A 15,819-nucleotide genomic window follows, 5' to 3' on the forward strand; every position below is an offset into this window, starting at 1 on the left:
CTTTATGCAGCGATATTTTGATTATCTTTCAAACACCACTGCAACTGCTCGGCGGGTGAACCACCTTCTACACAACGCTGTAAAGCCATGCTGTAGGAGCTGCTTTACGCAGCGATATTGTGATTATTTTTTCAAACACCGCTGCAACTGCTCGGCGGGTAAACCGCCTCCTACAAAACGCTGTAAAACCGTGCGGTAGGAGCTGCTTTATGCAGCGAGATTGTGATTACTTTTCAAATATCACTGTAACTACTCGACGGGTGAACCACCTCCTACAAAACGCTGTAAAACCGTGGGGTAGGAGCTGCTTTATGCAGCGATATTTTGATTATTTTTTCAAATATCGCTGCAACTGCTCGGCGGGTAAACCGCCTCCTACAAAACGCTGTAAAACCATGCTGTAGGAGCTGCTTTATGCAGCGAGATTTTGATTGGTTTTTCAAACACCGCTGTAACTGCTCGGCAGGTGAACCACCTACAAAATCCTGCTGGAGTTCTTTTTATCACTTATGGCTTTTTTGAAACTAACGCCACTAAGGTTCCTTCTATGGCTCTTACATAGGCTTGTGTAACATTGCCTTTCTGACTGGGGGCACTCAATGGCTCCGCGCCCGCAGCGACTGCTTTGTCATAACACTGGGGGACATTTTCACAACTTAAGGTTATTTCAAACCCCAATGCGGGTTGTTTTGGGTGGCAGCGAATGTAGTCTTGCCTAAACTGAGATTGCGCCAGCGGATGACTTGCAAAAGCAAGCTTTACTTCTCCAGTATCAAGCTCACCGTAATCTCCCTCATCGGTCATATCGAAGGTGCTTAAGCCAAATGCTTGATAATAAAAATCGAGCACCTCTTCGACACTTTCTACATAAATAACCGTTTTGGCAAACACTTAGCCCTCACTCAGTTTGAACTTTAACTGTAACCAGTTATAACTTAAGCACAAATATTGGGCAAGGTAAAATGCGCATTGCGCCCATTCATGCTTGGAGAGACAGAAACAATTACTGGACAGGAGTAACGCAGTTTCGGCCCGCCGCCTTTGCTTGGTAAACTGCGTGGTCAACAGCTTTTAATGCATGGCTAATGGTAGGTTAGTATTTATCTCTGCGACACCGAAGCTGGAGGTAATGCGGATCTCACCTGCGGGGGTAGTGATAACCGCTTGCTCTATCTCTTTTCTTAAGCGCTCAGCAATCACCATCGCGGAATTAACGGCGGTATTTGGCAGTAACACAATAAACTCTTCCCCGCCTAACCGACACATACAATCTTCAAGTCTAAGTGTATTAATGCAGATTTCCGCAAAGCTTTTCAATACCAAATCACCGGTCTCATGCCCGTGATTATCATTGATTTTTTTGAAGTGATCGATATCTAACATCATCATACTAAAAGGGTGGTCAAAGCGTGCATGACGACTAATTTCTCGCACGGCATTATCCATCAAAAAGCGTCGATTACTTAAACCAGTTAACGGATCTTTAAAAGCCATATCAGTGAGTTGAAGCTGTAACTGCCAAAGCTCTTTCACCAATAAACGGCGACTACAACAATCCGCAATCATCTCTGCAAATGCTATTTCGTCTTTATGCCAAGTACGAATATTATTTCCCTCGCAGCATACGGCACCATGAGGAATACCATTTTTGAATATGACGGTGTCTAGCATCGTCTTAATATTATGGGGGATTAAATAAGGTTCAAGAAATTCACAAGTTCTTGGATCTTCTGCTGCGTTATTTGCATCAATTGACTGGCCACTATTGATTGCACTGAAATAAGCAGGAAAATCCTCGTACTTAAGGGCTGGAAGCTGGTCTGGCAGTTGATCCACACACCAATCCGTATTAGCAACATTGATGAGCTCGGTAGGCTTATCAAGATCATCAAATAGCCAGACAGAAACACGTGTTACACCTAGCGTTGACCTCCCCTCATCAAGCATATCAATCAGAAAGCTTTGAAAACTTCCCGATACATCAAGCTCCTGCGAGCTAAGTCGACGAAGCCGTTGAGTGACATTGCTAAAGTGCTTCAACATAATACGAAGATTTTATTCTTTTCCACTAGCATAACGCGCCATAATTCTTAAGCATAGTATTAAATACTGAGAATTCACTAGTAAACCTATGAATTGGCATAATTACACAAAAAGATGTAAGAAATAAGGAGTAAAACAGGAAAGGTTAACAGTTTAATAACGTAAAAAGAATGAATAAAGTGGCACTCGGCCACTTTACCAGTCATGTTAATGATTACAGTATTTTGCGAGGTATTTTTTAAACACAGGATCAGATGTCGCGAGCTGTCTTTGCTCATCCATAATTTCTTTGAGTAACGTTTCTGACGTCAGTGGATTTGCAAGTACCACACGAAAAACAACCGTTGGCTGACGATCATATTGCTCTGGCGTTAATCGCGTCCTCGATACGAACGAGCGTCCAGCCTCACGTTGACGCTTTTGCATGCTCGCAGTAAAACGGTTGAGGGCTGCATAAATTTCTATCTTCTCGTGTTCTTCAGCTTGGGCGATAGCAGCCTTTATTGCTTCAGGCACATAGCGATAGGTCAATAAGCACAGCTCGGGTTCCGAAATCAACTCAAAATCAGGGGTTTGCTTGATTAACTCAGCAAAGTAGCGCGCTTTTTCGATGCCTTTGTCTATCAACATTTCATAGCCTTGACGGCCAATCACCCGTAAGCAAGCATGTACTAACATTGCCATACCTGGGCGGCTCCCCTCTAGGGTGTGACTACCTAAATCTTTTGATCCTTTACGTAAAATGTATTCAGCATGATGTTCTATCGCATCTGACGCTGCGGGGTCTTTAAATAGCACCATGCCAGCGCCCATCGGCACATACATCTGCTTGTGTGCGTCGATTGTAATTGAATCAGCGCGTTCAGACCCTTTAAGGAGATGACGGTTATTGTTCGATAACAGCGTTGCCCCGCCCCATGCGGCATCAACATGAAAATGACAGCCTAGCTCTTGTGCTAAATCAGCCATCTCGTCTAGCGGATCGATATTACCTGTTTCTGTCGTTCCAGCGACCCCAACTAAGGCCATCACCTTAATACCTTGCGCTTCTAGCGCATGCGCTTTTTCTCGCATGGCGCTGACGTCAACTTTGTTATTCGAGGCCGTTTTGATAGAAACAAAATTATCCCGCCCAATACCGAGCACGTCAGCCGCTTTACCTAAGGAGTAGTGACCGCGCTCACTCACCAGTACCGCGAGGCCTTTGTAACCATAGTGCATCATCGCAGCAACCATTCCTGATGCGCCAATCCCTTTAAACTCGCCATCGGCTTTTAGTAAACGGTTACGTGCAATCCAAAGTGCCGTAATATTAGCTATGGTGCCACCAGAGCAAAATGCCCCTAATGACGTTTTTGCACTGTGCATCCATTTATCATAGAAGGCATCATCATTGCCATAAACAAGGTGGTGTACCATTCCCAAAACTTGCCGTTCAAGTGGTGTGAAAGCTTTTGATGTCTCAATTTTCACCAGGTTCTGATTCAGGCCCACCATCAGTTTAGACAGAGGTAACACAAAGTGCGGTAGCGCTGACGTCATGTGCCCTATAAAGCTCGGAGCAGCAGTATGCACTGAGTGGGCAACTAATTGCTCCATAATATCTTGTGCGTAGTCTGAGACAAACATAGGAACTTCTGGGATCTGCGCAGACTGAAAGTCTTTTTCGACCTCGTGAAGGGGCTTTTCGATGGCAGCTATATTTTCATTTAAAAAGCCAGCCAAATTGCTCGAGATTTCTTGCTCGATTCTGCTTAAAGTTGAATCTGGTGCCTCAGGCACGGTAAATATACGCATTAAGCTTTCTTCAGACGCAACGGCGCAACGCTTTGGACCCATGAATACTACCTAAACATCAAACAGTGCATTAACCTACCCCAAGGAAAGCTGGGGTCGATACAATTTACACAAGAGATTGTGATATGTGAAATGGCTAACTTTACTGTAAAGAAAGAGAATTGTCTTCTATTGTCGCGCTAAAATTCATGAAACATTGACAATTTTATGAAAAGCCAACGAAAGTTCAATGAAAATGACCTTGAAACGTTCTTCTTTCATTTTACATTATGGGGACAAATACGGTATAAATCAGAGCGTCAGTATAAAAAGAGTGGTATATTTCCACCGTCAACAACAATGCATTTTACTAAATAACCTGAGCTTCGGATAATTAATGCCTTTCTAGCAGCCAGTTTTAGCGCTAACTGCGTTGAACTCACTGCCGATAGCCAGCTATTGGTGGGTAAATTCACTTAGTTATCTCCCAAAACACTCTGGCTAGATAAGGAAAAAATTTAGTGTGACTTTAAAAACAAAGAGTTAGCGCATTTCTTATCCTAACCTCAGGTTAAATATAGACAAAAGTTTTTTGTGCTATTTCTTTTCATGTCGTCAATTTATGATGTATTGTTTATATAATGTAACAAGGTAAAACCACCCAAATGTCAGCATGGCATTTTATCGTTCATTCGTAACGAATTGGTGGATAAAGGATTATCATGAATACTCGGAGCATAGCTCAGCCCCTTAAGGCCAACTCAAAACCCGCTGCAAACAAGGTAGCTCAGTGGTTTGGCCTCACTAGTTACACGCCTAGGCTACCCGTTGCTTGGTTGGGGTTGGCTTCTTTTATATTTCTGGCCGCCCTCTCTATTTATGTCATCGCTAATTATTACGATACACGTCGCGATATTATCGCCAGAATTGATTCACAACTTATCAATGCAGCCACCAGTGCAAACGTGATTACCGGCAAGCAATATCACGAGTTTCCAGAGCGCATCACCCCACTTGAATTTAAGCAAAAAAGCCATGCCCTCACCGAGCTTGCGCGAGCTCTGAATGTGGAATACGTATACACTATGGTGCTAAAGCCGCCTCATGTTCACTTTACAGCATCTAGTTATACGCGAGAAGACCTTAAACTTAACCGTATGACTCGGTATCAAGATATCTACTCAGAAGCCTCTATTACCCTAAAAAGTGCATTTCATTCTACCGAGCCTGTGTTTGAAGTGGCTCAAGATAAATGGGGTCACTTCAAAAGTGTATTTATCCCTTTTGTCTTGCCTGATGGCACAACCTATATCGCAGGGGCTGATATTACCATTCACGATTTACAAAGCAGACTCCATGAAAGCGTGATTGATGCCGCCATAGATGCGAGCTTTTTCTTTATTATGTTTTTAGTCGTAGTCAGCTTGTATTTTATGTACTACAAAAAAACGTTAACGAATGATAGCCGGACCGGATTTGGCAATCGCATTGCACTTGAGCAAGCATTAAAACATTCAAAGTCGCAACACTTATGTTTGAGTGTGGTTTGGGTAAAAGAGCTTGAAGACATCATTAGCTTTTATGGTACAGAGGTCGGCGATAACGTAATGGCCAAAGTGATGCGCTATTTTTCTGAGTTTACGCACCCTTTTGAGGTTTATCGCCTTACTACCTCCAAAATAGCCCTAGTCACCAGTACCGAGCATGGTGAACATTACCTTGCTAATTTAACCGAGTCATTCCCTTGTGCCAAACCCATTTACGATGCTCCTCACTTATATGTGAATTTATGCGCTGGCGTTGCAAAGGGTAACTGTGCTTTGTTGCTCGAAAATGCGTTTTTAGCGCTTAGGCAAGCACAACAACAAAATATCCAAATTTGCTATTTTGACTCCCAGCTGCAGCTCAACCCTCAGCAACAAGCAAAAAACCTACATCTCACCAGAATGCTCCAAGACGCTTGTGGATCTGACCGCATTATTCCATTTTTTACCCCACGTCGAGCTTGCCATAATCACGGTGATATCCAGTATTATTGTACCGCTAGGATACTCAACGAACGCGGCGCAATCGTTGACACTGAACACTTCTACCCAGTGATGAAGCAGCCTAAGCTGCGCGCTCAAATCAGTATGAAGCTACTCGAATTGTGTGTTACTCGGTTTAGAAAGTCTAATCATGCTTGGAGCATACAACTCAGTCATAGCGAAGTGGCCGATGCTGAATATTTTGACTATATCAGCCAAATATTACGTCGATACCCACAACCTCAACTTATCACTTTCGAGTTTAATGAAACGGATGTACTTAAAAACTTTAGTGATATGAGCTTGTTAATGCAGTCGCTAAAAGCAAAAGGCGCGAATGTGTCGGTGTGTGGTGTCAATAGTGGTTTCCTTACTATTAACCGGATCTTGAAGTTACCACTCGATGCAATTTGTCTTGAAGCTAGTATCTGCGAAAATCTAGACGAAGATGACATGTTGCTAAGCTCAATTGAATATTTAGCCAGTCATTGCAATAGCAAACGTATTGAACTGATAGTGCCTTGTGTTACCAATAGCAAACAAGCTAAGCAGTTAGAAGCTGCGGGGGTTGCAAGACTTGAAGGCAGTTGGATTGGTAAAGCCAGCGGCCACCTCTAAGCTGTGGGGCTTGAATGTATTAGGCCCCACATCACAATTATAATTAAAGTTTGACGACTAAGCGGGTACTGGATTGCCCACTGGCCCAGTATTTACGCTCAAATGGAGTGATAGCTTCGTCACTTTCGTAGGCCTCAACTTGCGTAGAAATCCCACTTAGCGCCAATGCTCGAGCAAACTCCTTAACGTAAATATCCCAGTTACTGCGCAGCTCTAACTGGCCACCGAGTTTAATGATGTAAGGGAACACCGCACTGCCATGCCAGCGTCTTTGAATATGTTTGGCTTTAGGCCATGGATTTGGATACAGTAAATAATGATGAGTAGGCTGCCAGTTTGCTGCCAACGCCAGTCTCCAAAAATCATTGAGATCGGCTTGAACTAGAATATATTGTCCCTGCTCAGCTTGTTTATACTCTACATCGTGTTTCTCTAGGCGATGAGAAGATTTATCAATCCCAATGATCAGCGCGTCGGGGTGCAACTTAGCCAAATTAGCAGTGCTTTCACCCACGCCACAGCACGAGTCCAAAATAACTGGCCCGTCAAACGCCTGAACTCGCTCATTCACCTCATCAAACGCGCGCTGGGTATGCGCTGCGATTGGCTTTTTAAATTCAGCCTGTAAGTGTTTAGTGACAATCTCATCGAGCTTTTCGTGTAGCCCTTGTTGGTTTGTGGTGATACTACGAGAGTTTGCTTCTGTCATAACCGGTCAATATTAAAGGGGAATAGTGGGATTTTACCTGAAATTCTGGAAGAGCGCTGCCATCATTTGCAGCGCTCTATTGGATCGAGCCGCCTTGTGTTTAGTGCCTTAAGCCAACACCACGTTTAATCAAATTAAGCGCGAGCAAGAATAAGCCACAGATAAAAATACCTAACACGGTAAAGGCCACGCCAATATCCACATCCGACACACCTAAAAAGCCAAAGCGGAATGCATTAACCATATAGATGATCGGGTTTATTTGCGACACCCCTTGCCAAAACTCTGGCAACAAGGTGATAGAGTAAAACACCCCGCCTAGATAGGTTAGCGGCGTTAATACAAACGTCGGAATAATACTGATATCATCAAAACTATTAGCAAATACAGCATTGATAAGCCCTCCCAACGCAAACACGGCGGAAGTTAAAATTACCGTGATGATAATCACCGCCAGATTATGAATTTGAATATCAACAAAAAACAAACTAACAATGGTAACGATAAGCCCAACGAGCATACCTCTTGCCATACCACCGCCCATATAACCAAGTACAATAATATAGTTTGGTACTGGCGCTACCAGTAACTCTTCAATGCTCTTTTGAAACTTGGTGGAATAAAAACTCGAGGCCACATTAGAATAGGAGTTAGTGATCACCGACATCATAATAAGACCAGGTACAATAAACTCCATGTAACTAAAGCCCCCCATTTCACCAATGCGTGAACCAATCAGGCTGCCAAAAATCACAAAATAAAGTGTCATTGTGATTGCAGGAGGGACTAAGGTTTGCACCCAAATACGCAAAAAACGAATACACTCTTTGATCCAAATACTTTTTAACGCGACGCCATATTTCAACACAATTATGCCCCTCTCCCCTGCTCTAGTAAGCCCACAAATAATTCTTCCAAGCGGTTCGCTTTATTGCGCATACTCAATACTTGATTACCTTGCTCTGTAAGTTGTGAGAAAACACCATTTAGGCCTTGCGACTTAGCCACCTCAACCTCAATCGTATGATCATCAACAGTGGTATACTGATAGCCATTTAACGCAACAGGCTTCATGGGAGGTTTTAAATCCAGAACAAAGGTCTCTTTATCTAATTTAGCCAAAAGTGCTTTAATAGTCGTGTGCTCAACAATCGTGCCTTTATCAATAATCGCAATATTGCGGCACAACAGCTCTGCTTCTTCGAGGTAGTGTGTGGTTAGGATAATGGTTACACCCTGTTTGTTAATCTCACGCAAGAAATCCCACATTGAGCGACGTAGCTCAATATCTACCCCAGCCGTTGGCTCATCCAGAATCAATAATTTTGGTTCGTGCATTAAGGCTCTGGCAATCATCAAGCGACGTTTCATCCCTCCAGATAAAGTACGAGCTTGCTTGTCTTTTTTATCAAAGAGTCCAAGCTGTTTAAGATACTTTTCAGCCCTTTGGTGTGCAACATCCCTTGGCACGCCATAGTAACCAGCTTGTGTCACCAAAATTTGGTTTAGTGTTTCAAATTGACTGAAGTTAAACTCTTGTGGCACCAGACCCAAATTGGATTTAGCTGCTTCTAAGTGTGTATCTATGCTGTGTCCAAATACTTCAACGCTGCCTTGAGTTTTGTTCACCAGCGATGCGATAACTCCAATTGTGGTTGATTTTCCAGCCCCATTGGGGCCGAGTAACGCAAAGAAGTCGCCTTCTTGGACTTCTAGATCTATGCCTTTAACCGCTTCAACCCCGTTACTGTAGACCTTTTTTAACCCTTTGATGTTAAGTGCTATTGTCATATTTTATTATTCTCCATAACCCCAGCGTTTTGCTAAGGTATGCTCGATGTGTAGATGATCTAAAATGCGTGCCACCATAAAGTCGACTAAATCATCGATACTTTGTGGCTGGTGATAAAACCCAGGAGCCGCAGGCATAATCGTCACGCCTAAGCGACTTAACTTGAGCATATTTTCAAGATGGATTGGACTAAAAGGCGTCTCTCGAGGTACCAAAATCAGCTGCCCGCGCTCTTTGATGACCACATCAGCTGCTCGCTCAAGTAAATTATCGGATGCCCCCAGCGCAATCGCTGAAACACTCCCGGTGCTACATGGGCACACCACCATTTGCTTTGGTGCAGCCGAGCCCGACGCCACTGGACTAAACCAGTTATCTTTACCAAATACTTGTATTTGCTGCGCTTTGGCTGAAAACAATGCTTGCAGCTGCTCAGTAGCTTTTTGTTCGTTTCCAGAAAGCTTTAAGTTAGACTCAGTATCCAATACCACCCGAGCTGCGCTCGAGATTAGCACATACACTTGATAGTTTAACGACACCAAGACTTCCAGCAAACGTAGTCCGTAGGGCGCACCGGATGCACCACTAAACGCCAATGTAATTGGCCCTTTAAATGTTTGTTCTGACATAGAGATTACTTTTTCAATGCAGTTAATAATTTATCGTGAATACCACCAAAGCCGCCATTACTCATCACTAACACATGTTGGTTAGGAGCTTGATTTTCAACGACTTGTGTGACGATTTCAGCGACACTCGAAAAGCATTGACGTCCAGCACGCTCGGCCTGCTCCTTCAGCGACCAAGACAACCCTTCAGGTTCAAATAAATAGACTTCATCTGCTACGTCCAGTGACTGCAGTAATGTCTCTTGGTGAACGCCGAGCTTCATGGTATTTGAGCGAGGCTCAAGAATTGCGATGATTGGTGCCTTACCGACTTTAGCGCGAAGCCCTGCAAGTGTTGTTTCAATAGCAGTTGGGTGATGGGCAAAATCGTCATAAACGGTCACGCCATTCACAGTTCCCTTGCACTCCATCCGACGTTTTGGTGAGATAAACTCTCCAAGTGCTTCTATGCTCACTTCGATTGGAATACCGACGTGCCTCGCCGCAGCAATAGTCATCAAGGCATTGTTGACGTTGTGCACGCCAATTGCCTGCCACGCCACCTCGCCTTTTTCTTCCCCCTCAAACAGCACGGTAAAACGTGAGCCGTCAGCTTCTTTGAGGTTATACGACCATTCTTTGCCAAGCGATTCCTGCTGGCTCCAAAATCCCCTAGCAATAACATCTTGTAACGCTTGGTCATCGGCAGGATAAATGGCTTTACCTTGGCTCGGCAAAGTACGAATAAGGTGATGGAATTGTGTTTGAATGGCGTTTAAATCAGGGAAAATATCCGCATGGTCATATTCTAGATTATTTAGGATCAGTGTGCGGGGCAAATAGTGTACAAACTTACTGCGTTTATCAAAAAAAGCCGTGTCATACTCGTCGGCTTCAATGACAAAAAATGGCGTATCTGAGGTACGAGCAGACACCCCAAAATTTTGCACTATTCCACCGATCAAAAAGCCGGGGCGCAGCCCTGCATACTCCAGAACCCAAGCCAACATGCTTGCCGTGGTCGTCTTACCATGCGTTCCAGCAACTGCTAATACCCAAGACTCACGCAGTACATTTTCCCTAAGCCACTCTGGGCCAGATGTATAATACAAGCCTTTTTCTAGCACATACTCAACGCAAGGATTACCACGGCTCATGGCATTACCTATGATCACCACATCTGGTTGTGTATCGATCAATTGCTGTGGGTCATACCCCTGCGTTAGTTCAATCCCGATGGCTTCAAGCTGGGTGCTCATGGGCGGATAAACGTTGAGGTCAGAACCTGTGACTTTATGCCCCAAAGACTTTGCAATTGCGGCGATCCCACCCATAAAGGTACCGCAGATCCCTAAAATATGTACATGCATGGCGTTAGCGTTCTTGATATTTTTCATTGCCAACTAGATTAACATACTCAGCTTATTGGTGGCTGACTTTATTGTTGAATCTCACGCACCAGTATTGTTCTTGTCTTGGCTATATGGCGGCATGACGGTAAGTGAAAAAGCGGAGCGTACTTGCGCTAGGGACGGCAAGTAAGGAATGAAGTCGGGCCAAAGCCCGACCTGTCACACTTAGGACTTGTTACGATTTTCTTTTGCAAAGGCACGCAGTTTGCGTTTTTGCGATAACGTCATTTTGTTTGAACGACCAGCATAAGGGTTATCCCCTTCGCGGAATTCAATCTTAATCGGTGTTCCCATCACATTTAGCGCTTTACGATAGTAGTTCATCAGGTAACGCTTGTAGCTGTCTGGTAGCTCATGCACCATATTACCGTGAATAACAATACGTGGAGGGTTGTAACCGCCAGCGTGCGCATATTTAAGCTTAACACGACGACCACGAACTAATGGTGGTTGGTGATCGGCTTGGGCCATATCCATAATACGACGCAACATCGCAGTGCTAACTCGTTTTGTTGCCGACTCATAGGCCTCATCAATAGACTCAAACAAATGACCTACACCTGTACCGTGTAGTGCACTGATGAAGTGTAAACGCGCAAAATCAACAAAACCTAGTCGTCTGTCTAGTTCGGTTTTAATGCGGTCTTTTACGTAGTCATCAAGACCATCCCACTTGTTCACGGCGATCACCAACGAACGACCGGCATTCAGTGCAAAACCAAGCAGGCTCAAATCCTGATCTGAGATCCCCTCTCGAGCATCCACAACAAGCAAGACTACGTTAGCATCTTCAATTGCCTGCAATGTTTTAATCACAGAGAACTTTTCTACCACGTCGCTGACTTTTTTACGCTTACGTACACCGGCTGTGTCGATTAACACATATTCTTTGTCATTACGCGTCATTGGGATGTAAATTGAGTCACGGGTTGTGCCTGGCATATCGTACACAATCACACGCTCTTCACCCAGAATACGGTTTGTCAGAGTTGACTTACCCACATTTGGACGACCGATAATGGCAAGTTTTACAGGTTTGTCTTCAAAACCCGTTTTACCTTCTTCGGCTTCTTCACCTTCAAGGTAAAGTTGTGCAATATCTTCATCGTCTTGCTCTAGCGCTTCTTCTTGCGAAGAGAGCTCAGCAATCACAGGCTGTAGAGTCAACTCTAGTAGCTGGGTAATACCACGACCGTGTGCTGCGGCGATCTGCTGAACATCTCCTAACGCAAGCTGATAAAACTCAGCACAGTTGGAGTCAGCATCAATGCCGTCGGTTTTATTGGCAACCACAAAACATTTTTTCTGTTGCTTACGAAGGTGCTGCGCAATGGCTTGATCGGCAACCGTCATACCAGCACGTGCATCAACCAAAAATAGCACAATATCTGCTTCTTCAATTGCCAGCAGCGACTGTTCGGCCATTTCAGTTTCAATGCCTTCTTCTGAGCCATCGATACCGCCCGTGTCTACCACAATAAACTCATAGCCTTCGTAATTTGCTTGGCCATATTTGCGGTCGCGAGTAAGGCCCGGAAAATCAGCAACTAACGCGTCACGAGTACGTGTTAAACGATTAAATAGTGTGGATTTACCCACATTAGGTCGCCCAACAAGAGCGATCACAGGAAGCATAGACTACCTCTTTTAAAAACAACAAAAGGCTTCGCAAAAGCGAAGCCCCATAAAACATCTAAAAATTCAGAAGGTTATTGCGGAATTTGAACTGCGCTAAGTTCACCGTCTCGTGTGTAAACAAACACTTTGCCATCCACTACGATAGGCTCAATATAAAACCCAGAATCATCAAACTCAGTGCGAGACACCAGCTCTCCCGAGTTTTTGTCCAGCCAATGCAGGTTACCTTCTTGGTCACCAACAACGACATAGTCGCCGGCAACTGTCGGGGCAGTTAGATACCAACCGCGTAGCGCAGGTTGTGTCCAACGTTCAATACCTGAATTTTTATCAAGTGCATATAACACGCCATCACTATCAACCAGATAAATTACATCCAGATCTAGACTGAGATCTCGGTAGCTACTGTACTCACGATCCCAAACGACGTTACCGCTACGAACATCAATAGCGACTAGTTTACCATTATAGGCGATAGAATACACATATGCGCCGCTAACCACGGGTTTAGTGTCAACATCAACTAAACGCTCAAACTCAGAAGCTCCTTTAGCAATTGCAACATCCGTGCTCCAAGCAGTGAAACCATTTTCAGCAATCAAAGCCGTTAGCTTACCGCTTTCTTCGCCAACAAGTACACCGCCATTAGCGCTAGTTGGAGAGCTTAAGCCACGCAGCGTTAACGCCGGAACTTCTTGTTCATAATGCCAGCGCTCTTCACCGGTATCTGGGTGTAAAGCAACGAGTTTGCCTGAACCTAAGTTAACATAAAGTAGGCCATCACCAGCCGACGGAGCCGAAAGCGCTTCACCGGGTACTGACTTGCGCCATACAACTTCGCCCGTTTCACGGTCTAGCGCGAAAACCTGTCCATGTTCAGAACCAATATACAGTTTCCCGAACGCTTGAGTGATACCACCCGACAATTTTGCACTGTCGCTGTCTTCCCAAGGCCAGAAGTTGGTATTTTCACGTACATCAACTCGCCACTTCTCTTTACCAGTCTCAGTATCAAAGGCTGTCACAACCCCTTCACGGGCAGCAGCAAATACCGTATTTTGATAACTTACTGGTGATAAACGAGAAAAGTAATGCTCAACCCCATCACCAACCCCTTCTTGCCATACAATGTTGGCTTCAAATTGGTTGTTGATTTCAGGAAGTACCAGTTCTTCTTCATCATCACTTGAAGAACAACCAGCAGTCAGCGCTGCGACACATAATGCCAATGAGGCCATTGTTAACTTCTTCATGGCGACTCCTTAAACCGTAGTCTTTTGCGCAAGATCATCCAGTTTAATTTGCAGCATCGGGTTGTTATTACCTTTCGCCGCATCTAATGCTGATTGGTAAGCATCGCGTGCTTTATCTTGCTCACCTTGCGCAAGGTAGATATCACCTTGGATCTCTGCTTGTTGCGCTTTAAATGCCTCAGGCATTGGCTGAGCAAGTGTTGCAAGCGCTTGTTCGTATTGCGCTTGAGACGCCAGAACGCGTGCAAGTCTCAGCTGTGCAGTCGCTTTAAGCTCAGCATTTTCAACATGCTCAGCTGCCCACGTTAGCTTTTCTGCGGCTAACGTTAAGTCGTCTTTTTCGATGGCTTCTTTTGCCGCTACAAAAGCAGCCAGTACAGCGTAGTTAGAATCGGCATTGTTGGCGACAAATGCTTCACTCTTTTTAAGCACATCATCACTTTCAACAACTTGAGTGTAGGCTTCAGATGCCGCTTCCGCACTGTCAATCTGGCTTTGGTTATACGTTTTCCAGCCATATAGACCACCCAAACCTAATACCGCACCAATCACTAGCGTGGCACCATTTTCACGGAAAAATCGTTTTATTGCTTCTGCTTGTTGTTCTTCTGTTGAATAAATTTCCATTCTAACCTCTTAGCTTACCAACTCTGCAAGCAGTGCTTTTACGTCTGCTAGCGGTAAGGTGATTTGTTCTTTCTCTTCACGCAAGTATTTCACGGTAACTTTGCCTTCTGCTAGTTCATCTTCACCTAGCACCAGTGCAACGACCGCATCACTTTTATCTGCGCGTTTAAATTGCTTTTTAAAGTTGCCGCCACCGCAATGTACCATCACGCGAAGCCCTGCAACCTCATCTCGTAACTGTTGCGCCACAACCGGAGCTTGAATCGCCGCTTTGTCACCCATGGCAACCACATACACATCGGCATTGCGACGAATATTACCCACGCACTCTAAGGTTTGTAGCAACAAGACTAAACGCTCAATGCCCATTGCAAAACCAACGGCTGGCGTGGCTTTGCCACCAAGTTGCTCCACCAAACCATCGTAGCGTCCACCTGCACATACAGTACCTTGTGAACCTAGGCTGGTTGTTACCCATTCAAATACCGTGCGATTATAGTAATCAAGACCACGCACTAGCTTTTCGTTAACCTGGTATTCGACGCCTGCTGCGTCTAAACGTTCACACAAATTCGCAAAATGTTCACGAGATGCTTCATCTAAGTGCTCAGAAAGTTTTGGTGCATCCACCAAAATGGCCTGAACATCTGGATTTTTGCTATCGAGTACGCGCAGCGGGTTGCTGTACATACGACGCAAGCTGTCTTCATCGAGTACGTCTTTATGCTGCTCCAAGTAAGCAATTAAGGCATCGCGATATTCAGCACGTGCTTCATTGGAGCCCAAAGAATTGAGCTCAAGCTTTACATGGTCTTGAATGCCAAACTGCTGCCATAGGCGCGCTGTCATTAGGATCACTTCGGCATCAATATCTGGTGTTGCCATACCAAAGGTTTCAACACCAAATTGATGGAATTGACGGTAACGGCCTTTTTGCGGTCTTTCGTGGCGGAACATCGGCCCCATATACCAAAGACGTTGCTCTTGGTTGTATAACAAACCATTTTGATTACCAGCACGTACGCACACTGCTGTCCCTTCAGGGCGTAGCGTTAAGCTGTCGCCATTGCGGTCATCAAAGGTATACATTTCTTTTTCTACGATATCGGTCACTTCACCGATAGAGCGTTTAAATAGAACGGTCGACTCAACGATTGGAAAACGGATCTCTTGGTAACCAAATGCAGCTACTGTCTCTCTTAATACCGATTCTACTTTCTGCCAGATTTGCGTATCACCCGGCAGACAATCATTCATTCCGCGGATTGCCTGAAGTTGTTTAGTCACTGAAAACCCTAATTATACTTTGCCACTAA

At 44.6% G+C, this 15,819-nt stretch carries 13 protein-coding genes; 1 reads left to right on the plus strand and 12 read right to left on the minus strand.

Annotated features, from left to right (window positions below; all coding sequences use genetic code 11):
- Positions 1-507: 507 nt before the first annotated feature.
- The 3 genes from CEX98_RS00510 to panP form a co-directional block, all read right to left on the minus strand.
- Entirely contained in the window at positions 508-891 is a 384-nt protein-coding gene (locus CEX98_RS00510) for a VOC family protein (protein ID WP_099640192.1), read from the minus strand.
- Between the two features lie 180 nt (positions 892-1,071).
- Positions 1,072-2,043, minus strand: a complete 972-nt coding sequence (locus tag CEX98_RS00515; RefSeq protein WP_242441579.1) for a sensor domain-containing diguanylate cyclase — start codon at positions 2,041-2,043, stop codon at positions 1,072-1,074.
- 207 nt (positions 2,044-2,250) lie between these two features.
- Positions 2,251-3,882: a pyridoxal-dependent aspartate 1-decarboxylase PanP gene (gene panP / locus CEX98_RS00520; RefSeq protein ID WP_099640193.1), complete on the minus strand. Its 1,632-nt coding sequence runs from the start codon at positions 3,880-3,882 to the stop codon at positions 2,251-2,253.
- Between the two features lie 659 nt (positions 3,883-4,541).
- Between panP and CEX98_RS00525 the strand changes: the two genes are divergently transcribed.
- Positions 4,542-6,464, plus strand: coding sequence for a GGDEF domain-containing protein (locus CEX98_RS00525; protein WP_099640194.1), 1,923 nt, complete (start codon positions 4,542-4,544; stop codon positions 6,462-6,464).
- Positions 6,465-6,507: 43 nt separating this feature from the next.
- On the opposite strand, the gene trmB is transcribed toward CEX98_RS00525, so the two are convergent.
- The 9 genes from trmB to hisS all read right to left on the minus strand — a co-directional run bounded on the left by trmB (position 6,508) and on the right by hisS (position 15,790).
- Complete coding sequence (trmB, locus tag CEX98_RS00530) at positions 6,508-7,173, minus strand: tRNA (guanine(46)-N(7))-methyltransferase TrmB (RefSeq protein ID WP_099640195.1); 666 nt, start codon at positions 7,171-7,173, stop codon at positions 6,508-6,510.
- 100 nt (positions 7,174-7,273) lie between these two features.
- Positions 7,274-8,041, minus strand: a complete 768-nt coding sequence (locus tag CEX98_RS00535) for an ABC transporter permease (RefSeq protein WP_099640196.1) — start codon at positions 8,039-8,041, stop codon at positions 7,274-7,276.
- A 2-nt stretch (positions 8,042-8,043) separates the two neighbouring features.
- Entirely contained in the window at positions 8,044-8,964 is a 921-nt protein-coding gene (locus CEX98_RS00540; protein ID WP_099640197.1) for an ABC transporter ATP-binding protein, read from the minus strand.
- 6 nt (positions 8,965-8,970) lie between these two features.
- Positions 8,971-9,594, minus strand: a complete 624-nt coding sequence (locus tag CEX98_RS00545; RefSeq protein WP_099640198.1) for a flavin prenyltransferase UbiX — start codon at positions 9,592-9,594, stop codon at positions 8,971-8,973.
- Between the two features lie 5 nt (positions 9,595-9,599).
- Entirely contained in the window at positions 9,600-10,943 is a 1,344-nt protein-coding gene (mpl, locus tag CEX98_RS00550) for a UDP-N-acetylmuramate:L-alanyl-gamma-D-glutamyl-meso-diaminopimelate ligase (RefSeq protein WP_099640236.1), read from the minus strand.
- A 207-nt stretch (positions 10,944-11,150) separates the two neighbouring features.
- Positions 11,151-12,620 (minus strand): ribosome biogenesis GTPase Der, encoded by a 1,470-nt coding sequence (gene der / locus CEX98_RS00555; protein ID WP_099640199.1) that lies wholly within the window; start codon positions 12,618-12,620, stop codon positions 11,151-11,153.
- Positions 12,621-12,694: 74 nt separating this feature from the next.
- Complete coding sequence (gene bamB, locus CEX98_RS00560; protein ID WP_099640200.1) at positions 12,695-13,876, minus strand: outer membrane protein assembly factor BamB; 1,182 nt, start codon at positions 13,874-13,876, stop codon at positions 12,695-12,697.
- 9 nt (positions 13,877-13,885) lie between these two features.
- Entirely contained in the window at positions 13,886-14,503 is a 618-nt protein-coding gene (locus tag CEX98_RS00565; RefSeq protein ID WP_099640201.1) for a YfgM family protein, read from the minus strand.
- 9 nt (positions 14,504-14,512) lie between these two features.
- Positions 14,513-15,790: a histidine--tRNA ligase gene (gene hisS / locus CEX98_RS00570; RefSeq protein ID WP_099640202.1), complete on the minus strand. Its 1,278-nt coding sequence runs from the start codon at positions 15,788-15,790 to the stop codon at positions 14,513-14,515.
- Positions 15,791-15,819: the final 29 nt, after the last annotated feature.

The organism is Pseudoalteromonas piscicida (assembly GCF_002744175.1).
In the GTDB taxonomy this organism is placed as follows: domain Bacteria; phylum Pseudomonadota; class Gammaproteobacteria; order Enterobacterales; family Alteromonadaceae; genus Pseudoalteromonas; species Pseudoalteromonas piscicida_B.